This is a genomic window from Streptomyces albus subsp. albus, from assembly GCF_000725885.1.
In the GTDB taxonomy this organism is placed as follows: Bacteria; Actinomycetota; Actinomycetes; order Streptomycetales; family Streptomycetaceae; genus Streptomyces; species Streptomyces albus.
In genome coordinates this window covers 1-18,655 of the sequence record NZ_JODR01000027.1, presented here as the reverse complement: position 1 = coordinate 18,655, position 18,655 = coordinate 1, and the positions used below count along the sequence as shown (strand labels likewise).

The window sequence follows — 18,655 nt, the reverse complement described above, 5'->3', positions numbered from 1 at the left end:
AGGGAGAGCACCGCGTGACCATCGCCCCCACCGCCCCGTCCCCCGCCGATGCGCGGGGATCAGGCCGGCACGCCGACGACCCCGTCGCCGACGCGCTGAACCGGCAGCTCGCCGCCCTGACGGCGGATCTGCCCGACGCCGACCGGGCCCCCGTCGCCGCCGCGGTACTGCGCGGGCGGCACCCCTCCGCGACCGCCGCCGACCTGCGGGACCTGGCCGTGGAGGCCGCGGCCGGGCTCATCGGCGAGGAGCCGTCCTACTCCCGGCTGGCCGCCAGGCTGCTCACCCTCGCCCTGCGCGACGAGACGGCCGCCGAAGGAGCAACCTCGTTCTCCGCTTCGGTCCGTCTGGGCCACACCCACGGACTGATCGCGGACCGCACCCACGCCTTCGTCGAGCGGTACGCCACACGGCTGGACGCCCTCGTCGACCAGGCCGTCGCGGACGGCGCCGACGACCGGTTCGGATACTTCGGGCTGCGCACCCTGCACTCCCGCTACCTGCTGCGGCATCCCACCACCCGGCGCCCCCTGGAGACTCCGCAGTACTTCCTGCTGCGGGTGGCCTGCGGGCTGGCCGCCGACAACTCGCCAGAAGCCCTCGCCGAGGTCGCGGAGTTCTACCGGCTCATCAGCTCCCTCGCCTATCTGCCCTCCTCCCCCACCCTCTTCAACTCCGGCACCCGCCACCCCCAGATGTCGTCCTGCTATCTGCTGGACTCGCCCCGCGACGAGCTCGACTCGATCTACGAGCGCTACCACCAGATCGCCCGGCTCTCCAAGCACGCGGGCGGCATCGGCGTCCCCTTCACCCGGATCCGCTCCCGGGGCGCCCTCATCCGCGGCACCAACGGGCACTCCAACGGCATCGTGCCGTTCCTGCGCACGCTGGACGCCTCGGTGGCCGCCGTCAACCAGGGCGGCCGGCGCAAGGGCGCGGCCTGCGTCTACCTGGAGACCTGGCACGCGGACATCGAGGAGTTCCTCGAACTGCGGGACAACACCGGCGAGGACGCCCGCCGCACCCACAACCTCAACCTGGCGCACTGGGTCCCCGACGAGTTCATGCGCCGTGTCGAGGCCGACGGGGAATGGTCGCTGTTCTCACCCTCGGACGTGCCGGAGCTGACCGACCTGTGGGGGGAGGAGTTCGACGCGGCGTACCGCAGGGCCGAGGCGGAGGGCCGCGCCGTCAAACGGCTGCCCGCCCGGCAGCTGTACGGCGCGATGATGCGCACCCTCGCCCAGACCGGCAACGGCTGGATGACGTTCAAGGACACCTCCAACCGCACCGCCAACCAGACGGCCCTCCCGGGCCGCGTCGTGCACTCCTCCAACCTGTGCACGGAGATCCTGGAGGTCACCGACGACGGCGAGACCGCCGTGTGCAACCTCGGATCCGTCAACCTCGCAGCCCACCTGGGCGAGGACGGCACGATGGACTGGGACCGGCTGGACGCCACGGTCCGCACCGCGGTGACCTTCCTCGACCGCGTGGTGGACATCAACTACTACCCGACCGGGCAGGCCGCCGGCTCCAACGCCCGCTGGCGGCCGGTGGGTCTGGGCGTGATGGGCCTCCAGGACGTCTTCTTCCGGCTGCGGCTGCCGTTCGACTCCCCCGAGGCGAGCGAGCTGTCCACCCGCATCGCCGAGCGCATCATGCTCGCCGCCTACGAGACCTCCGCGGACCTGGCCGAGCGCAACGGCCCGCTGCCCGCCTGGGAGGAGACCCGCACCGCCCGCGGCGTCCTCCACCCCGACCACTACCCGGCCGCCCGCGAGGGCCACGCCTGGCCCGAGCGGTGGGCGGCCCTCCGCGAGCGGATCGCCCGCACCGGCATGCGCAACTCCCTGCTGCTGGCCATCGCGCCGACCGCCACCATCGCGTCCATCGCCGGGGTGTACGAGTGCATCGAGCCGCAGGTCTCCAACCTGTTCAAGCGCGAGACGCTCAGCGGTGAGTTCCTCCAGGTGAACACCTATCTGGTGGCAGAACTCAAAGCGCTGGGCCTGTGGGACGCGCGCTCCCGCGCCGCCCTGCGCGAGTCCAACGGCTCGGTGCGGGAGCTGGAATGGGTGCCGGAGGAACTGCGGACCCTCTTCCGCACGGCCTGGGAGCTCCCGCAGCGCGCCCTCATCGACATGGCCGCGGCCCGCACCCCGTATCTGGACCAGAGCCAGTCGCTGAACCTGTTCCTCTCCTCCCCCACCATCGGAAAGCTCAGCTCGATGTACGCGTACGCCTGGAAACGCGGCATCAAGACCACCTACTACCTGCGGTCGCGTCCCGCGACCCGCATCGCGCAGGCGGCCGGCACCGCGGCACCCGCCACCGTGCCCGCGCCCGCGCCACCGGCGACGGGCGAAGCCGCCGTCGCCTGCTCCCTGGAGAACCCCGAGTCCTGCGAGGCATGCCAGTGACCAGCACGTCCACCACCCCGAACCTGCTCGACCCGGGATTCGAGCTCACCCTGCGCCCGATGCGCTACCCGCACTTCTACGAGCGCTACCGCGACGCCATCAAGAACACCTGGACCGTCGAGGAGGTCGATCTCCACTCCGACGTGGCCGATCTGGCCAAGCTCTCCCCCGGCGAACAGCACATGATCAGCCGCCTGGTGGCGTTCTTCGCCACCGGCGACTCCATCGTCGCCAACAATCTCGTGCTCACCCTCTACAAGCACATCAACTCGCCCGAGGCGCGGCTGTATCTGTCGCGGCAGCTGTTCGAGGAGGCCGTCCACGTCCAGTTCTATCTGACCCTGCTGGACACCTACCTGCCCGACCACGACGAACGCGCCCAGGCGTTCGCCGCGGTGGAGAACATCCCCTCCATCCGGGAGAAGGCGCAGTTCTGCTTCCGCTGGATGGACTCCGTCGAGGAGATCGACGCGCTGCACACCCGCGACGAGCGGCGGCGGTTCCTGCTCAACCTGATCTGCTTCGCCGCCTGCATCGAAGGGCTCTTCTTCTACGGCGCCTTCGCCTACGTCTACTGGTTCCGCTCGCGGGGCCTGCTGCACGGGCTGGCCACCGGCACCAACTGGGTCTTCCGCGACGAGTCGATGCACATGTCCTTCGCGTTCGACGTGGTGGACACCGTCCGCGCGGAGGAGCCCTCGCTCTTCGACGACGAGCTGGAGAAGCAGGTCACCGCCATGCTGGAGGAGGCCGTCGAGGCGGAGCTGCAGTTCGCGCACGACCTGTGCGGGGAGGGGCTGCCCGGGATGAACACCGCGTCGATGCGGCAGTACCTCCAGGCCGTCGCCGACCAGCGGCTGCGCCGTCTCGGCTTCCCCGAGCGGTACGGGGCGACCAACCCGTTCTCCTTCATGGAGCTGCAGAACGTCCAGGAGCTGACGAACTTCTTCGAGCGCCGCGTCTCCGCCTACCAGGTCGCGGTGGAGGGCTCCGTCACCCTCGACGACGACTTCTGAGCGGCTGCCGCCCGGCCACCGGGCCCCGGACCCACTGTGGGACCGGGCCGTCCGCGGCGGGGCGGCAGCCTGCGGCGGCCCGTCCTACTCGTTGGGGACGGTCTCGTAGCGGGGCGTGCTCTCGGCCATCTGCCGGAGCACGTCCTTGCGCTCACGCTTGGAGAGCCGGTCGATGTACAGGTACCCGTTGAGGTGGTCCGTCTCGTGCTGGAGGCAGCGCGCGAAGTACCCGGTGCCCCGGACGGCGATCGGCTTGCCCTGCGCGTCCTGCCCGCGCACCACGGCATAGTCGGGCCGCGCCAGCGGGTGGTAGGCGCCGGGCACGGACAGGCAGCCCTCACTGCCGTCGTCCAGCACCCGCTGCTCGGCGGGAAGCTGGTCGAGCACCGGGTTGCAGACGACGCCGACGTGGCGTACGCCCTCGTCGTCCTGGCAGTCGTAGACGAACACCTTGAGGTCCACGCCGATCTGGTTGGCGGCGATGCCGACCCCTTCGGCGGCGCGCTGGCTGGCGAACATGTCGTCGATCAGCCCCGCCAGCTCGTCGTCGAACTCCGTCACCTCTTTGCACTCCCGGTGCAGCACCGGGTTGCCGACGACGGTGATCGGCCGGGCGGTGCCGCGCGCCGTGTGTGCTTCCTCCCGGGCAGCCGCGTCCGTCACGTCGTCGACGAACTCGTCCTCGGCGACACCGGCCGACCCGGCCTCGGTTCCCTGCTGCTGCGCCATGCCGTCGTACGCCTTCCTGCGACCCTTGAGAGCTCGGATGTGCGGCTCCCCGGGCGGGTGCCGCAAACACTCGCCCTACAGGGTACGGGGCCCTCGGCCGACGCTCAGCAGACCTCCTCCAGATCCCGCCACTCGCGGGTGTCCGGGCTGTCGGCGACCCAGCCGTCCAGCAGGCCCCGCACCAGTGCGGCGGGCGCGGCCAGGCCGCATTCACGCTCCGGCACCCACAGCTCACCGGGGCCGCCCTGCGTCATATGGCCGAGCGGCCCGGGGTGACCGGGGGAGCTGTGGTCGTGCGGGTCGAGATGGGCGGTGCCGTCCCCCTCGTCGGCGGGCATGGCGCTCTCCGAGCAGGCCCGGCACAGCAGCCGCACCGACGACGACCAGTCCTCGGCGGCGAACCCGGCGTCCGCGGCCAGCCGCTCCAGCGCGTCCCGGTCGCTCTCCGTGGCGGCCTCCAGCAGCACCACCCAGGTGGGCACGGGCGAGGGCGCCCACAGCTCGATCTCGTCGAAGACCGGGTAGGACGGGCCGGCCGCCGTGGTCCGCTCGCCGTGCGGCACCCCGTCGTGCAGGACGACCTCACCCCAACGGCGTCCGGACGAGGGCAGCGGGATGCTCTGCACCTCCATCCGGGCGGGGTCGATGCGGCGCCCCCACACGACCTCCGCCTCGCCCTCGGGCGAGAGCCGCACGGCGGCGCTGCCCAGCTGCATACCGGTGGGCTCGTCCGCTGCGGCCGTGCCGTGCCCGGGGACGTGCAGTCCGTACGCCTGCCAGGCCCGGCGGGCGAGCGGCCAGTCCTGGAGGGCGGTGGCCGCGATCCCCACGTTCCACCAGTCGGGCGCACCCGTCTCGCGGTCGAGGAGGGCGACCGCGCGCAGTCCCGCGGCCCTGGCCTGCTCCCAGTCGTGCCGGAACTTGTGGAGCAGCGCGAGGTTGAACCAGGACTCCGAGAGCCACGGCTCCAGATCGGCGGCGCGGGTGAGCAGGGCACCCGCGTCCTCGTACCGGCCGTCGCCAATGAGCGTGAACGCGCGGTCCGTCGCCTGCCGCCACGAGGCGGACGGCCGGTGCCGCACCCTGCCGAAGATCCTCACAGTCTTTCCCGCCGTTCCCGGCTTTCCCGCCGTTCCCGCAGTTTCCACGGTTTCCGCTGTCTGAAGCTGAATCCCGCCGTTCTGCCTGTCCGCCGGGCGGCTGCCGCCCGGCCGTTCACTGCCGTCGGGGCCCTCGGTGCCGGACGCCGCGGCGTCCGTCCACGTCTGTCGCGGTTCCCCCTTCGCATCCAACCATGCCCGCTCGGGTGCCCGCTCATTACCCGTGCGTCAGAGGTGTGCGGGGCGGGACACGACGCGTGACAGGGCCTCGACGACGCGTGGTTCGTGGTCACGGCCGGTGGCGGTACGCAGCGCGCGCAGGGCGCGTTCGCGGGCTGCGGCGTCCGCCGTGCCGCTGCCCGCCGTCAGATCGTCGTAGGCGTTGACCGTCGCCACGACACGCGCCGTCACGGACTGCTCGCGGTACGGGTCGGCCTGCCCCTCGACGGCGGAGGCCACCCGCCAGCGGACTTTCGTCTGGCGCACCACGGCACCGCCCAGCAGGGCGATACGCCGCTGCCGGCCGGGTTCCAGCGCCGCGGTGACACCGCCGGGCACCGGATCGGTCAGGGACAGCTGCCCCACGTCGTGGGTGAGCGCCGCGTACTCCAGCGCGGTGAGTTCCGCCCCGGTCAGTCCCAGCTCGCGGCCCACGGCACGGCTGAGGTCCGCGACCCTGCGGGCGTGCCCCGGCGGGGTGCAGCCGGCCACCTCGGGGGCCCGGGCCAGGGAGGCGAGGGTGCGCCGGTGCGCGGCCCGCGCGGGGGCCCTGCGGCGCAGCACGAACTGGACGAGCAGCAGCGGCGCGCAGCACAGCGGCAGCGCCCACGGCCCGGCCCCGGCGACGGCCACCGCCAGCAGCACGGCGGTGACGGCGACGGACGGTACGAGGACCGCACGGGTGCGCAACTCCGCACGCAGCGACGGCCGCTCCGGGCCCGGCTCCCGGCCGGCGGCCCCCACGACGGCCGTGGCGGCGGCGAGGAGGGCGTCCGCGTAGCCGGTCAGCAGCGCGAGGGCCAGCAGGCACACCAGGAGGACCGGTCCCGGCTCGGCTGCCCGTCCCAACGGGCCCTCGGCCAGGAGGGTTCCGCCGCACAGGGCGGCGCCGCCCACGCCGAGCGCGAGACGGGCGGCGGGCTGCGGCGGCGGGGCCTGGCCCAGCGCCACGTGCGGCACCAGCCCGACGAGCGAGCCGACGACGGCCACCGCGACGGTCTGCCCGACACCGTGGCCGCCCGGTGGCTGCTCCATCGCGGCGAGCAGCGCGTAGCCGAGCGCTCCCGCCCCCGACAGCAGTCCCGTGGTGCGTCCGCCGCCGTCCGCGTCGGGCAGCCGCACCCGCACCAACTCCCCGACGGCGACGACCAGCCCGAAACCCACCGCGACACCCGGTTGCACCAGCCCGTGCTCCAGGGTGTGGCACAGCGCGGCCACCACCGCGAGAGCCGCCGCCAGGTGCGCGGCGGCGACACAGCGCGCCAAGCCCCGCCGGTGCGGCGCCGGTTGCCGGGTGCGCGGTCTGCGTGCCGATACGTACCGCTGCTGCTTCCGTCCCACGGCGCTGTCCGTCCGGGCGGGGGACGGCCACCAGGCGCGGCGGCTCATACGGCGACACCGTCACCGGTACGGGCCCCCGCGCACTGTTCCCGCGGCACGGGTACGTGACCGGTGACGGACTGTCCGGGGCGCACGGACTCCCCCGGCTGCCCGGACTTCCCCGGCTGCCCGGGCTGCTCGGGCTGCTCGGGCTCTTCGGTGAACGGCCAGCCGTGGGCGGCCAGCGCACGGCGGAGCGCGGCGACCATACGGGGGTCGAACTGGGTGCCCGCGCAGCGTTCGAGCTCTTCGAGGGCCGCGGCGACGGGGCGGCCCCTGCGGTAGCTGCGGGTGGAGGTCATGGCGTCGAACGCGTCGGCGACGGCCACGATGCGCGCCACCTCGGGAATCCGTTCCCCGGCCAGACCGTGCGGGTAGCCACGCCCGTCCATGCGCTCGTGATGGTGCAGGACCGCGGCCCGGGCCTCGCCGAGGAAGTCGAGGCCCCGGACGATCTCGGCCCCGTGTTCGGGGTGCTGTTCCATGATCCGGCGTTCGGCCGGGGTGAGGGGGCCCTCTTTGCGCAACAGCCGGGCGGGGACGCCGAGTTTCCCGATGTCGTGCAGGATGCCGGCGCAGCGCAGCACCTCGGTGCGGTCCTCGTCCAGGCCCAGCTCGCGGGCGATGAGCACGGCGGCGAACCCGACACGTTCGCCGTGGCCGCGTGTGTAACGGTCCTTGATGTGCACCGCCTGCGCGAGGGCGCGGACGGCGGTCTGCCGGGCGGCGTGTTCGGGGCGGCACCGGCGCAGGGACCGCCAGGCGAGGTAGACGGGCCCGACGGCCAGCAGCGCCGCGAGGGGACCGAACGGGCTCCGCCACAGCAGGACGGCCACCGGAGCGGCCGGCACACAGGCCAGCACCCATGCCGGACCGCACCGTCTTCCGGTCCCGCCCGGCACCCGCGGCCCGCGTGTGGGCCTCCTCCCCGCCTGCTTCATGGCGGGGAGGATAGGAGCGGCCCGGCGCGGCGGCCCCCCTGCCGACGGGGCGTTCCCCCGTACGAGGAGGACCACCCTCACTCGTTGGAGGGGAAACCGGCGGTAACAGCCGCGCGTTCCCGTAGAACGTGGAGGGTGCGCGGGGTGTCAACAGCGGGCGCTGCGCGGCGGGTTCACCCGCGCGCTGCCCGCCGGCTGTCTCAGGCCGGGTTCTTGTCCTGGTCCTGGGCGGCGGTCTGGGCGGCCTGCGTGTCCCGGACCTCGCGGACACCCCGGTCCTCCGCGGTCCGTCCGAGAGCGTCCCCGGGCGCGTCCTCGCCCTGGGAGACCGTTGCGCTCTCCTGCGGGGCCGTCTGGCCCTGCCGGATCACCTCGATCCGGCCCATCACCTTCTCCCGCAGGCCCGCGGGGACGTCGTCGTGCCCGCAGCAGCGCTTGACGAGCTTCTTGACCTCGCGCTCGATGCCGTACTTCTCGAAACACGGGGAGCACTCGTCGAAGTGTTCCCTGAACTTGGCGCAGTCGCCCTCGGGCATCTCCTGGTCGAGGTACTCGTGGAGATGGCCGAGAACCTCAGCGCAGTCCGTCTCGTGCGGCTCTCCGCAACTCATGAGCCCGAGCCTTTCCGGTCGTGCGACCCGTCCGCCCCTGCTCCGGCCGGGACCAGGCCGCGCTCTTGCGCGTAGCCCTCCAGCATCTCCCGCAGCTGCCGCCGTCCACGGTGCAGCCGGGACATCACCGTGCCGATGGGTGTCCCCATGATGTCGGCGATCTCCTTGTACGCAAAGCCCTCGACGTCGGCGAGGTAGACGGCGATGCGGAACTCCTCGGGGATGGCCTGGAGGGCCTCCTTCACATCCGAGTCCGGCAGGTGGTCGAGGGCCTGGGCCTCGGCCGAGCGCAGTCCGGTGGACATGTGGGACTCGGCCCGGGCCAGCTGCCAGTCCTCGATCTCCTCCGCCGCGCTGCGCTGCGGCTCGCGCTGCTTCTTGCGGTAGGAGTTGATGAAGGTGTTGGTCAGGATGCGGTACAGCCACGCCTTGAGGTTGGTGCCCTCGCGGAACTGGTGGAAGGAGGCGTACGCCTTCGCGTAGGTCTCCTGCACCAGGTCCTCGGCGTCGGCGGGGTTCCGCGTCATCCGCAGCGCGGCCGAGTACATCTGGTCCAGGAAGGCGAGCGCGTCCCGCTCGAAGCGCGCACTGCGCTGCTCCGCCGTCTCCGACGCCTGCGTCTCCGGCTGCGTGTTCGAGTCGCCTTCGGTCCCGGTGACCGGACCCACCTCCTCCGTTATCTGGGCGAGTCCGACCGAGGACCCGCTCGATTCGGAGAATAGACGACGATCCATATCGGCCGCCGCTCGAACCGTCGTCCCAGAGGCCAGCGCGAGCGTGGCCCAGTCCAGGTCAGCGGCCCGCGGACGCTGGGGACAAGCGACAGAACCCATCTGGGCGGCTCCCTTTCACCTGAGAGAGGTGCATCCTGAAGTCTTCGTCCGGCCTGCCGGACACCCTCTGCAACAGGCGGTCCGCCCGGACCATTCCCGACCCCGACGATCATTCCCGCGCCCGGCCCCCCGGCCACTCCCCGCGACCGCTCCCGCCCCGGCCCCTCGCCCCCGGGCCCTCAGCCCGCCGCCGCGCCCGCGCCGATCCAGTGGGCCACCGCACCGGTGATCACGCCCATCGCCTCCTCCTCGGTGACCGCCGCCGACTTCGGCAGGGCAAAACCGTGATCACCGTGCGGCACCTCGACCAGTTCGGTGCCCTCGGGGAACTCCGCGGGGCGGCCGAAGGGGTCCCGTCCGCCCTGGACGACCAGGAGGGGCAGGGTCACCCCGGTCAGCTCCTGGGCACGGGACCTGTCCGGCCTGCCCGGCGGATGCAGCGGGAAGGAGAGGGCGAGCACCGCGCGGGCGCCCAGGGCGGAAGCCGTACGGCAGGCCACACGGGCGCCCGCACTCCGCCCGCCCGCGATCACGGGCAGCCCGGGCCGGGTGAGCGCGGGCCACAGCGCCGTCCACGCGGTGTCCAGCGTCCTGGGGGCGGGGGCCACCTTCTTGCCCGCGACCCGCCAGGGCTGCTCCACCAGTGCCACGGTGACGCCCTCGGCGGGCAGCGCAGCAGCGAGGGCCCGCAGGTCACGGGCCTCGATGCCGCCGCCCGCGCCGTGCCCGAGCGCCAGCACGGTGTGCGCCTTCTTCGCGTCGTACCAGGTGATACGGGCCTCACCTGCGGGCGTGCCCACCGTCTCGGTGCGCCCGCCGTCCGTGGGTGTGTGCGCGTTCATAGGCGCATGGTGCCAGGCGGACGGGTGCGGGCCCGCGACGGCGGCATGGTGCGCGGCGGCGCCAGGGTGCCGGGGCGGGCCGGCGGCGGAGGGCAGCTCAGAAGAGGGTCTCCTCCTCGGGCGCCGGGAGCTCCTTGAGCAGCTGGGGGCCGTTGTTGCGCACGTTGCTCACCTCGGTGGAGACCGGGTGGGCCCGCATCGACCCGGGCGGGGGCGGGGTCAGCAGCGCGCGCAGCCCCTCGGGGTCGGTGTGGGAGGGGTCCAGCCACGCGTCCCAGCGGTCGGGGGTGAGCACGAGCGGCATACGGGGGTGGATGTCGGCGAGCGACCGGGGGCCGCCCTCGCTCAGCTCACCGGCGTTGGCCAGGGGCGTGGTCTCCGCCTCCGTGGTGATCACTGTGCAGGTGGCCCACCACGCCTGGGGGTGGTCGTCGGGCAGCGTCTTGTCGCGCCAGAACTCGTACAGTCCCGCCATCGCCATCACCGGCTGCTCGCCGCCGTCACCGGAGGGCGCCGGCGCGATGAAGTACGGCTGCTTGCGGGGGCGCTTGCGCTTGCCCTCCTGCTCCAGCTTCAGTTCCTGCTCGGCGGTGACCCACTCGTAGTAGCCGTCGGCCGGCAGCAGACAGCGGCGGGCGACGAAGGGACGCCGGTAGGCGGGCTTCTCGTGGACGGTCTCCGCGCGGGCGTTGATCATCTTGACGCCCATGTCGGGCGTCCTGGCCCAGCCGGGCACCAGCCCCCACCGCAGCGGCCGGAGCTGCCGCACGGGGCGGGGGTCGTCACTGCCCTTGAGGGGACGGTCGAGCACCGCGTGGACCGCCTTGGTGGGCGCGACGTTCCAGTCCGGCGCCAGCGCCTCCTCGGGCTCCCACTTCTCCACCTCGAACAGCCGGGCGAGGTCCTCGGCCCCCCGGCTCGCTGCATACCGTCCGCACATGCCTGCAAGACTGCCACGGCACGCCGACAGCCCGCCGTGCGTTGACCGTCCGACGGGACCGGGACGACCGGGCCGGGGAGGCCCCGACCGGGGCGGCCGGACGGGGACGGCCGGACTGGAGGACCAGGACCGAGGCCGGGACCGGGGCCGGGCTGCCCGGTCACCGCGGAGCACACGAGGAGAACGCCCTGAGCATGGACAGCGCGAGCATCACGGACGTCTGGGACCGCGTCGTGGGGAGCCAGCCGGACCCCGACCAGTGGCTGGTGATCGCCACCGGGGTCGTCGCCCTGCTCGCGGTGGTGCCGCACGGGGTGTGGCGGATATCCCGCAACGCGATCACCATCGCGCACGAGGGCGGGCACGGGCTGATCGCCCTGGTGTCGGGCCGCCGCCTGGACGGGATTCGGCTGCACTCGGACACCTCGGGCCTGACCGTCTCCCGCGGCAAACCGACCGGGCTGGGCATGGTGCTGACCGCCGCCGCCGGATACACCGCCCCCTCGCTGCTGGGCCTGGGCGGCGCCTGGCTGCTGGCAGCCGACCACATCACAGCCCTGCTGTGGGGCGCCACGGTGCTGCTGGTGGCGATGCTGGTGATGATCCGCAACGCCTACGGCGTGCTGACCGTCGTCCTGGCCGGCGGCGCCTTCGTGGTCGTGTCCTGGCTGACAGGACCGCAGGTGCAGGCCGCGTTCGGCTACGCGGTGGTCTGGTTCCTGCTGCTGGGCGGGGTGCGGCCGGTCTTCGAACTGCAACGCAAGCGCAGGTACGGCGGCGCCCCGGACTCGGACGCGGACCAGCTCTCCCGGCTCACCAACGTTCCCGCCGCGATGTGGCTGTTCCTCTTCCACGCGGTGTCGCTGTGCTCCCTCATCGGCGGCGGACGCTGGCTGCTGGGCCTGTGAGCACTCCGGCCGCGTCCGGATCGGGCCCGTGCCCAGCCATTACAGTGGGCCCCATGACCGACCAGCGCACCAGCACCGCAGAACACGCCCTCTGGCCCGCCCCCACCGCACCGGGCGCCGTCGAGGCGACCGTCACCGTGCCGGGATCCAAGTCGGTCACCAACCGGGCGCTGGTGCTGGCGGCGCTCGCCGCGGAGCCGGGCCGGCTGCGCCGTCCGCTGCGCTCCCGGGACACCGTGCTGATGGCGGACGCGCTGCGGGCGATGGGCACCGGGATCGAGGAGACCGTCCCCGCGCCGTCGGACGGTACGGACACGGACGGCTCCCGCGTCACCGGTGAGGTGTGGCGGGTGGTCCCCGCCCCGCTGCGCGGCCCGGCGACGGTGGACGTCGGCAACGCGGGCACCGTCATGCGGTTCCTGCCGCCGCTGGCCACGCTGGCCGACGGCCCGGTGCGGTTCGACGGTGACCCCCGCTCCTACGAGCGCCCGCTGCACGGCGTCATCGGCGCGCTGCGGACGCTGGGCGCCCGGATCGAGGACGACGGGCGCGGCGCGCTGCCGCTGACCGTGCACGGCACCGGCTCGCTGGCCGGCGGACCGGTCGAGATCGACGCCTCGTCCTCCAGCCAGTTCGTCAGCGCGCTGCTGCTGTCCGGGCCCGGCTTCCGGCAGGGCGTCGAGGTGCGGCACACCGGGCGGACCCTGCCGTCGCTGCCGCACATCCGGATGACGGTGGAGATGCTGCGCGCCGCAGGGGCCCAGGTGGACGCCCCCGAGGACGGCGGGGCCGCGAACGTGTGGCGGGTGGCCCCGGGCACGCTGCTGGGCCGCGACCTGACGATCGAGCCGGACCTGTCGAACGCGCAGCCGTTCCTGGCCGCCGCGCTGGTCACCGGCGGGCGGGTGACCATTCCGGACTGGCCGGCGCACACCACCCAGCCCGGGGACGCGCTGCGGGAGATCTTCACGGCGATGGGCGGCTCCTGCGAGCTGGACGAGCGGGGCCTCACCCTCACCGGCGGCGGGCGGATCCTGGGCATCGACATCAACCTGAGCGAGGTCGGTGAGCTGACGCCGGGCATCGCCGCCGTCGCGGCGCTCGCCGAGGGCGAGTCCGTGCTGCGCGGCATCGGCCATCTGCGGCTGCACGAGACGGACCGGCTGGCGGCACTGGCCAAGGAGATCAACGGGCTGGGCGGCGACGTCACCGAGACGGAGGACGGGCTGCGCATCCGCCCCCGCCCGCTGCACGGCGGCGTCTTCCACACCTACGACGACCACCGGCTGGCCACCGCCGGCGCGGTGCTGGGCCTGGCCGTCGAGGGCGTCCAGGTGGAGAACGTGGCCACCACGGGCAAGACGCTGCCCGACTTCCCCGGACTGTGGGAGGGCATGCTCGGGGCGCCGGCCGGGGCGAGGGTCTGAGGCAGCCCCCGCATGCGCCGCTACGGCAAGCACACCGACGAGGACGACATCCGGGTCCGCCCCTCGCGCCGGGGCACCCGCCCTCGCACCCACACCCGACCCAAGCACGAGGACGCGGCCGAGGGCTTCGTACTGACCGTCGACCGGGGCCGGATGACGTGTTTGGTGGAGGACCGGACCGTCACCGCGATGAAGGCCCGCGAGCTGGGCCGCAAAGCGGTGGTGGTCGGCGACCGGGTGGCGGTCGTCGGTGACCTGTCCGGTGCCAAGGACACCCTGGCGCGCATCGTCCGCGTCGAGGAGCGCAGTTCGGTGCTGCGCAGGACGGCGGACGACAACGACCCGTTCGAGCGGGTCATCGTCGCCAACGCCGACCAGCTGGCCATCGTCACCGCGCTGGCCGACCCAGAGCCCCGGCCGCGGCTGATCGACCGCTGTCTGGTGGCCGCCTTCGACGCGGGCCTGGAGCCGCTGCTGGTGCTGACCAAGGCGGACCTGGCGCCGGCCGGCCCGCTGCTGGAGACGTACGCGCCGCTGGGGCTGCGCTACGTGGTCACCAGCCGGGACGAGCTGGCCGACGGCGCGGGCGCCGAGGCCGTCCGCGAACTGATGCACGGTCAGGTCACGGTGTGCGTCGGACACAGCGGGGTCGGCAAGACGACGCTGGTCAACGCGCTGGTGCCGGAGCGGCAGCGGGCCACCGGCGACGTCAACGCGGTGACCGGACGCGGCAGGCACACCACGACGTCCGCGCTGGCGCTGCCGCTGCCGCCCTCCACCACCGGCGGGGACGGCTGGGTCATCGACACCCCCGGGGTGCGCTCCTTCGGCCTCAACCACATCGAGTTGCGGCGCGTCATCCACGCCTTCCCCGACCTGGAGGAGGGCGCCGCCGAGTGCCCGCGCGGATGCAGCCACAACGAGCCGGGCTGCGCCCTGGACGCGTGGGTGGCCGGGGGCCACGCCGAACCGGCGAGGCTGCACTCGCTGCGCCGGCTGCTGGCCACCCGGGAGAGACGTGAAGGGGACTGATCGCTTCCGACCGCCCAGGGCTGCATACTGGTTTGCCTGCGCTTGACCTTGTCCGCAACGGGCGTCTCGGGAGGAAGAGCACATGGCGTGGCTGCTGGTGATAGTCGCGGGGCTGCTGGAAACCGGCTTCGCCGTGTGTCTGAAACTCTCCCACGGCTTCACCCGGCTGTGGCCGACCATCGCGTTCTGCGCGTTCGCGCTCGGCAGTTTCGGGCTGCTGACCCTCTCCCTCAAGCGGCTGGACGTCGGCCCGGCCTACGCCGTGTGGACCGGCATCGGGGCCGCCGGGACGGCGATCTACGGCATGGTCTTCCTCGGTGACGTGGTCTCCGCCCTGAAGCTGGTGTCCATCACGCTGGTCATCATCGGGGTGATGGGGCTCCAGCTGTCCGGCAGCGCCCACTGACCGCGGCGCCGCCCGGTCAGCGGGCCAGCAGTGCCCGTACGAGCTGGTCGACCCGCCCGCAGGGCTCGTCGTCGTCCCGGCCGCCCGCCGGCGCCACCACGTAGGAGAGCGCGAGACGCAGGCCCGCCTCGTAGGCGTGCTCCAGTTCCCGGCGGCGGTCGGCGTCCGGGGCGGCGCCGTCCTCCCGGGCGCCCGCGGGGAGCCGCACGGCCCGCTCCAGCCCCAGGACGGCACGCTTGCGCAGTACCCGGGCGAGCGTCCCCGGCTCGGCCGGGCCCGCCGCGGAGAGCACGGGGCGGGCCGGCGGCGGCATCCGGGAGCCCCAGCAGCCGGTGAGCGCCGCGTGCACGATGGGCTCGCTGCGGGCGGTGCGCAGCACCCAGGCCGCGGCGGCGGCACAGCAGGCGGCCGGGTCGGCGCCGCTGCGGCACGCCTCGGTGACCGCGCGGGCCGCACCGTCGAGGAAGTCGTCCACCAGCCGGCCGACCAGCGCCGCGCCGAGCCCGTCCTTGCTGCCGAACTCGTTGTAGAGCGTCTGCCGCGAGACGCCGGCGGCGGCTGCCACGTCCACCATCCGTACGGCTGTCCACGGCTTGGCCCGCACCGCGACGTGTGCGGCGTTCAGCAGGGTCTCGCGTGCAGTGGGCATCGTCGCCTCCCCCCGGCCGTGACCGGCACCGGGCGTCCGGAAGGCCGCCGGCCCGGCGTGCGGCACAGGATTGACGCACCGCCATGAGGTGTCAATACACGGCGCACGCGCATGGCCCGGTGGCCGGGGATCATGCCGCCGGATACTGTGCCGACATGCTGGACTATCACGATGATCTGCGTCTCGCCCACGTGCTGGCCGACGCCGCCGACGCCGCCACCATGGAGCGGTTCAAGGCTCTCGACCTGAAGGTCGAGACCAAGCCGGACATGACGCCGGTGAGCGAGGCCGACAAGGCGGCCGAGGAGCTGATCCGCAGTTCGCTCCAGCGCACCCGGCCGCGGGACGCGGTGCTGGGCGAGGAGTTCGGCAGCGAGGGCCACGGGCCGCGCCGCTGGGTGATCGATCCCATCGACGGTACGAAGAACTATGTACGCGGCGTCCCGGTGTGGGCGACGCTGATCGCGCTGATGGAGATGGGCGAGGGCGGCGACCGCCCGGTCGTCGGTGTCGTCTCCGCGCCGGCCCTCAACCGCCGCTGGTGGGCGGCCCGGGGGACGGGCGCCTACACCGGCCGCAGCCTGTCGAAGGCCACCCGGATCGAGGTGTCCAAGGTCGCCAAGGTGCAGGACGCCTCGTTCGCCTACTCCTCGCTGCACGGCTGGGAGGAGCGGGGCATGCTGGGCGGTTTCATGGACCTGACCCGGGACTGCTGGCGTACCCGCGCCTACGGCGATTTCTGGTCGTACATGTTGGTCGCCGAGGGGGCGGTGGACATGTGCGCGGAGCCGGAGCTGTCGCTGTGGGACATGGCGGCGAGCGCGGTCATCGTGGAGGAGGCCGGCGGCAGCTTCACGGGCCTGGACGGGAACCCGGGCCCGCACAGCGGCAACGCCGTCGCGTCCAACGGCCTGCTGCACGACACGCTGCTGGACTACCTCACGGCCTGACGGCCGGCCCCGGGCGCCCGGAAGGGCCGGGCGCACGCCGGAGGGACCGGAGCCCCATGGCGTCCGGTCCCTCCGGGTTCGTACGGCGAAGCGGTCGGTCAGCCGCGCAGGGCCTGGACCGCGGCCTCCAGTCGCTTGCCGTAGTCCGGGTCCGCCTTGCGGAAGTTCTCGATCGCGCGCTGGGCGATGTCGTCGCGGGAGACGCCCGCGATGGAGTTCGCCAGGTTGTCGATCAGACGCTGCTTCTCGTCCTCCGACATCAGACGGTAGAGGTTCCCGGCCTGGACGAAGTCGTCGTCCTCGGCGTGCGAGGGAGCCGGGTGGTCCTCCGTGGTGCCGCTGACGGGCAGCGGCTCCCACAGCGGGCGTCCGGTCTGGGCCGGGCCGCCGAAGCTGTTGGGCTCGTAGTTCTTCGCACCGCCGTGCCGGCCGTCGTACATCACGCCGTCCCGGCCGAAGCTGCGGGCCTGCGCCGCCTTGGGCTCGTTCACCGGCAGCAGGTCGGCGTTGATACCGACGCGGTAGCGGTGGGCGTCGCCGTAGGCGAACAGCCGGCCCTGGAGCATCTTGTCCGGGGAGGGACCGATGCCCGGCACGAAGTGGTGCGGGGAGAAGATCGACTGCTCGACCTCGGCGAAGATGTTCCGCGGGTTGCGGTTCAGCTCCAGCTTGCCGAACTCGATCAGCGGGTAGTCCGCGTGCGGCCACACCTTGGTCAGGTCGAACGGGTTGAAGCGGTAGTTCGCCGCCTCCGCCGCGGGCATGATCTGGACGTAGGCCGTCCAGGTCGGGTACTCGCCCCGCTCGATGGCCTCGCGCAGATCGCGCTGGTGGCTGTCGGGGTCCTTGCCCGCCAGCACCTCGGCCTCCTGGGCCGTCAGGTTCTTGATCCCCTGGTCGGTCTTGAAGTGGTACTTGACCCAGAAGACCTCACCGGCCTCGTTCGTCCACTGGAACGTGTGCGAGCCGAAGCCGTCCATGTGCCGGTAGGACGCCGGGATGCCGCGGTCGCCGTGCAGCCAGGTCACCTGGTGCGTCGACTCGGGCGACAGGCCCCAGAAGTCCCACACGTTGTCCGGCTCCTGCGAACCGGTGTACGGGTCCCGCTTCTGGGTGTGGATGAAGTCGGGGAACTTGATGGCGTCCTTGATGAAGAAGATCGGCGTGTTGTTGCCGACCAGGTCGTAGTTGCCCTCTTCGGTGTAGAACTTCAGCGCGAAGCCGCGCGGGTCACGCACCGCGTCCGCCGCGCCGAGGTTGCCGGCCACCGTGGAGAACCGCAGGAAGACCTCGGTCTCCTTGCCGATCTCGGAGAGGAACTTGGCACGGGTGTACTGGGTCACGTCCGCCGTGACGGTGAACTTTCCGTAGGCGCCCGCGCCGCGTGCGTGCACGATGCGCTCGGGGATGCGCTCCCGGTTGAAGTGCGCGAGCTTTTCGAGCAGGTGCTGGTCCTGAACGAGGACCGGGCCGCCCACGCCCGCGGTCTGGCTGTTCTGGTTGTCCGCGACCGGAGCTCCGGCTTCCGTCGTCATGGGTCCGGACGTCTCGTCCTGCACGGTCACGTGCGCCTCCTGTGCATCACATCTGTCCTGTGGGCCAACCATCCGCAACCCTACATTGGACTTTGTCTAAGTCAAGATGGAGACGAAACCCGTACGGGTTCTTGCCATGTACGGGGCGCTGCTAGTCTGGACACATGAGTGACCTGCTGGAACGGCTCCGCGATCGCGGCTGGCGGCTCACCGCGCAGCGGCGAGTCGTCGCCGAGGTGCTCGACGGCGACCATGTGCACTACACGGCGGAGGAGGTCCACGCCCGCGCGGCGGACCGCCTGCCGGAGATCGCCCGCGCGACGGTCTACAACACGCTCAGCGAGCTGGTCGCCCTCGGCGAAGTGCTCGAGGTGAGCACGGACGGCCGCGCCAAGCGCTACGACCCCAACGCGCGCCACACCCACCAGCACCTGGTCTGCTCCCGGTGCGGCACGATCCGCGACGTCCACCCGACGGGCGACCCGCTGGCCGCCCTACCCGAGAACGAGCGGTACGGCTTCACCATCGCCGACGCCACGGTCACCTACCGCGGCCTCTGCCCCAGCTGCGCCGACGCCTAGCCGTCCACCGCCACCGTCCGATGAGGGCCCGCGCCCGGTGGGCGGTTTCTAGCGGTCGTTGCAACACGTGGTTGTGTTGATCAGGCCGCGAGCAGTTTATGCAGGCGCTCGGCTGGGGTTTCCCAGCCGAGCG

At 72.8% G+C, this 18,655-nt stretch carries 17 protein-coding genes and 1 pseudogene; 8 read left to right on the top strand and 10 right to left on the bottom strand.

The genetic code is table 11. The features are described 5' to 3' along the window. The first annotated feature begins 14 nt into the window (after positions 1-14). Positions 15-2,423: a ribonucleoside-diphosphate reductase subunit alpha gene (locus tag IO40_RS0127030; RefSeq protein ID WP_031176289.1), complete on the top strand. Its 2,409-nt coding sequence runs from the start codon at positions 15-17 to the stop codon at positions 2,421-2,423. Next, positions 2,414-3,439, top strand: a complete 1,026-nt coding sequence (locus IO40_RS0127025; protein WP_030409512.1) for a ribonucleotide-diphosphate reductase subunit beta — start codon at positions 2,414-2,416, stop codon at positions 3,437-3,439. Before IO40_RS0127030 ends, IO40_RS0127025 begins: the two co-directional genes overlap by 10 nt. 84 nt (positions 3,440-3,523) lie before the next feature. On the opposite strand, the gene def is transcribed toward IO40_RS0127025, so the two are convergent. The 8 genes and pseudogenes from def to IO40_RS0126985 all read right to left on the bottom strand — a co-directional run bounded on the left by def (position 3,524) and on the right by IO40_RS0126985 (position 11,034). Beyond that, the gene (def, locus tag IO40_RS0127020; RefSeq protein WP_016469658.1) at positions 3,524-4,168 is read right to left on the bottom strand and encodes a peptide deformylase; all 645 of its coding nucleotides are present in this window, start codon (positions 4,166-4,168) and stop codon (positions 3,524-3,526) included. 104 nt (positions 4,169-4,272) lie between these two features. Then, positions 4,273-5,268, bottom strand: a complete 996-nt coding sequence (locus IO40_RS0127015; protein ID WP_016469657.1) for a tetratricopeptide repeat protein — start codon at positions 5,266-5,268, stop codon at positions 4,273-4,275. 228 nt (positions 5,269-5,496) lie between these two features. Then, positions 5,497-6,876 (bottom strand): HD-GYP domain-containing protein, encoded by a 1,380-nt coding sequence (locus IO40_RS0127010; protein WP_031176288.1) that lies wholly within the window; start codon positions 6,874-6,876, stop codon positions 5,497-5,499. Then, positions 6,873-7,712 (bottom strand): annotated as a pseudogene (locus IO40_RS34135) (HD-GYP domain-containing protein); the annotation flags it as partial. The pseudogene IO40_RS34135 and the gene IO40_RS0127010, both read right to left, overlap by 4 nt. A 296-nt stretch (positions 7,713-8,008) precedes the next feature. Next, the gene (gene rsrA, locus IO40_RS34130) at positions 8,009-8,419 is read right to left on the bottom strand and encodes a mycothiol system anti-sigma-R factor (RefSeq protein ID WP_016469654.1); all 411 of its coding nucleotides are present in this window, start codon (positions 8,417-8,419) and stop codon (positions 8,009-8,011) included. Further along, positions 8,416-9,087, bottom strand: coding sequence for a sigma-70 family RNA polymerase sigma factor (locus tag IO40_RS0126995; RefSeq protein WP_030409508.1), 672 nt, complete (start codon positions 9,085-9,087; stop codon positions 8,416-8,418). Before IO40_RS0126995 ends, rsrA begins: the two co-directional genes overlap by 4 nt. 344 nt (positions 9,088-9,431) lie before the next feature. Further along, complete coding sequence (locus IO40_RS0126990) at positions 9,432-10,094, bottom strand: alpha/beta hydrolase family protein (protein ID WP_016469652.1); 663 nt, start codon at positions 10,092-10,094, stop codon at positions 9,432-9,434. 97 nt (positions 10,095-10,191) lie between these two features. After that, positions 10,192-11,034, bottom strand: coding sequence for an SOS response-associated peptidase (locus IO40_RS0126985; protein ID WP_016469651.1), 843 nt, complete (start codon positions 11,032-11,034; stop codon positions 10,192-10,194). Between the two features lie 194 nt (positions 11,035-11,228). On the opposite strand from IO40_RS0126985, the gene IO40_RS0126980 reads away from it, so the two are divergent. The 4 genes from IO40_RS0126980 (at position 11,229) to IO40_RS0126965 (ending at position 14,807) form a co-directional block, all read left to right on the top strand. Next, positions 11,229-11,942: a M50 family metallopeptidase gene (locus IO40_RS0126980; RefSeq protein WP_016469650.1), complete on the top strand. Its 714-nt coding sequence runs from the start codon at positions 11,229-11,231 to the stop codon at positions 11,940-11,942. A gap of 53 nt (positions 11,943-11,995) precedes the next feature. Continuing rightward, positions 11,996-13,369 carry a 3-phosphoshikimate 1-carboxyvinyltransferase gene (gene aroA / locus IO40_RS0126975; RefSeq protein ID WP_016469649.1) on the top strand — a complete coding sequence of 458 codons (1,374 nt, stop codon included), beginning with the start codon at positions 11,996-11,998 and terminating at the stop codon, positions 13,367-13,369. Between the two features lie 12 nt (positions 13,370-13,381). Further along, on the top strand, positions 13,382-14,401 hold the full coding sequence (rsgA, locus tag IO40_RS0126970) for a ribosome small subunit-dependent GTPase A (protein ID WP_031176287.1): 1,020 nt from the start codon (positions 13,382-13,384) through the stop codon (positions 14,399-14,401). An 82-nt stretch (positions 14,402-14,483) separates the two neighbouring features. Further along, positions 14,484-14,807 (top strand): DMT family transporter, encoded by a 324-nt coding sequence (locus tag IO40_RS0126965; RefSeq protein WP_016469647.1) that lies wholly within the window; start codon positions 14,484-14,486, stop codon positions 14,805-14,807. A gap of 16 nt (positions 14,808-14,823) precedes the next feature. Here IO40_RS0126965 and IO40_RS0126960 read toward each other — a convergent pair whose 3' ends face one another. After that, positions 14,824-15,456 carry a TetR/AcrR family transcriptional regulator gene (locus tag IO40_RS0126960; protein ID WP_016469646.1) on the bottom strand — a complete coding sequence of 211 codons (633 nt, stop codon included), beginning with the start codon at positions 15,454-15,456 and terminating at the stop codon, positions 14,824-14,826. Positions 15,457-15,611: 155 nt separating this feature from the next. Between IO40_RS0126960 and hisN the strand changes: the two genes are divergently transcribed. Next, entirely contained in the window at positions 15,612-16,406 is a 795-nt protein-coding gene (hisN, locus tag IO40_RS0126955; protein ID WP_016469645.1) for a histidinol-phosphatase, read from the top strand. 98 nt (positions 16,407-16,504) lie between these two features. Here hisN and IO40_RS0126950 read toward each other — a convergent pair whose 3' ends face one another. Further along, positions 16,505-18,013, bottom strand: coding sequence for a catalase (locus IO40_RS0126950; protein ID WP_041969156.1), 1,509 nt, complete (start codon positions 18,011-18,013; stop codon positions 16,505-16,507). Positions 18,014-18,105: 92 nt separating this feature from the next. On the opposite strand from IO40_RS0126950, the gene IO40_RS0126945 reads away from it, so the two are divergent. Continuing rightward, positions 18,106-18,522 (top strand): Fur family transcriptional regulator, encoded by a 417-nt coding sequence (locus IO40_RS0126945; RefSeq protein WP_016469643.1) that lies wholly within the window; start codon positions 18,106-18,108, stop codon positions 18,520-18,522. Positions 18,523-18,655 lie beyond the last annotated feature (133 nt).

Bases quoted from the DNA above. Each gene is read 5' to 3' on its own strand.
- IO40_RS0127025 (WP_030409512.1), top strand. From the start codon at position 2,414: ATGCCAGTGACCAGCACGTCCACCACCCCGAACCTGCTCGACCCGGGA.
- def (WP_016469658.1), bottom strand. From the start codon at position 4,168: ATGGCGCAGCAGCAGGGAACCGAGGCCGGGTCGGCCGGTGTCGCCGAG.
- IO40_RS0127010 (WP_031176288.1), bottom strand. From the start codon at position 6,876: ATGAGCCGCCGCGCCTGGTGGCCGTCCCCCGCCCGGACGGACAGCGCC.
- rsrA (WP_016469654.1), bottom strand. From the start codon at position 8,419: ATGAGTTGCGGAGAGCCGCACGAGACGGACTGCGCTGAGGTTCTCGGC.
- IO40_RS0126990 (WP_016469652.1), bottom strand. From the start codon at position 10,094: ATGAACGCGCACACACCCACGGACGGCGGGCGCACCGAGACGGTGGGC.
- IO40_RS0126985 (WP_016469651.1), bottom strand. From the start codon at position 11,034: ATGTGCGGACGGTATGCAGCGAGCCGGGGGGCCGAGGACCTCGCCCGG.
- IO40_RS0126980 (WP_016469650.1), top strand. From the start codon at position 11,229: ATGGACAGCGCGAGCATCACGGACGTCTGGGACCGCGTCGTGGGGAGC.
- aroA (WP_016469649.1), top strand. From the start codon at position 11,996: ATGACCGACCAGCGCACCAGCACCGCAGAACACGCCCTCTGGCCCGCC.
- rsgA (WP_031176287.1), top strand. From the start codon at position 13,382: ATGCGCCGCTACGGCAAGCACACCGACGAGGACGACATCCGGGTCCGC.
- IO40_RS0126965 (WP_016469647.1), top strand. From the start codon at position 14,484: ATGGCGTGGCTGCTGGTGATAGTCGCGGGGCTGCTGGAAACCGGCTTC.
- IO40_RS0126960 (WP_016469646.1), bottom strand. From the start codon at position 15,456: ATGCCCACTGCACGCGAGACCCTGCTGAACGCCGCACACGTCGCGGTG.
- hisN (WP_016469645.1), top strand. From the start codon at position 15,612: ATGCTGGACTATCACGATGATCTGCGTCTCGCCCACGTGCTGGCCGAC.
- IO40_RS0126950 (WP_041969156.1), bottom strand. From the start codon at position 18,013: ATGGTTGGCCCACAGGACAGATGTGATGCACAGGAGGCGCACGTGACC.
- IO40_RS0126945 (WP_016469643.1), top strand. From the start codon at position 18,106: ATGAGTGACCTGCTGGAACGGCTCCGCGATCGCGGCTGGCGGCTCACC.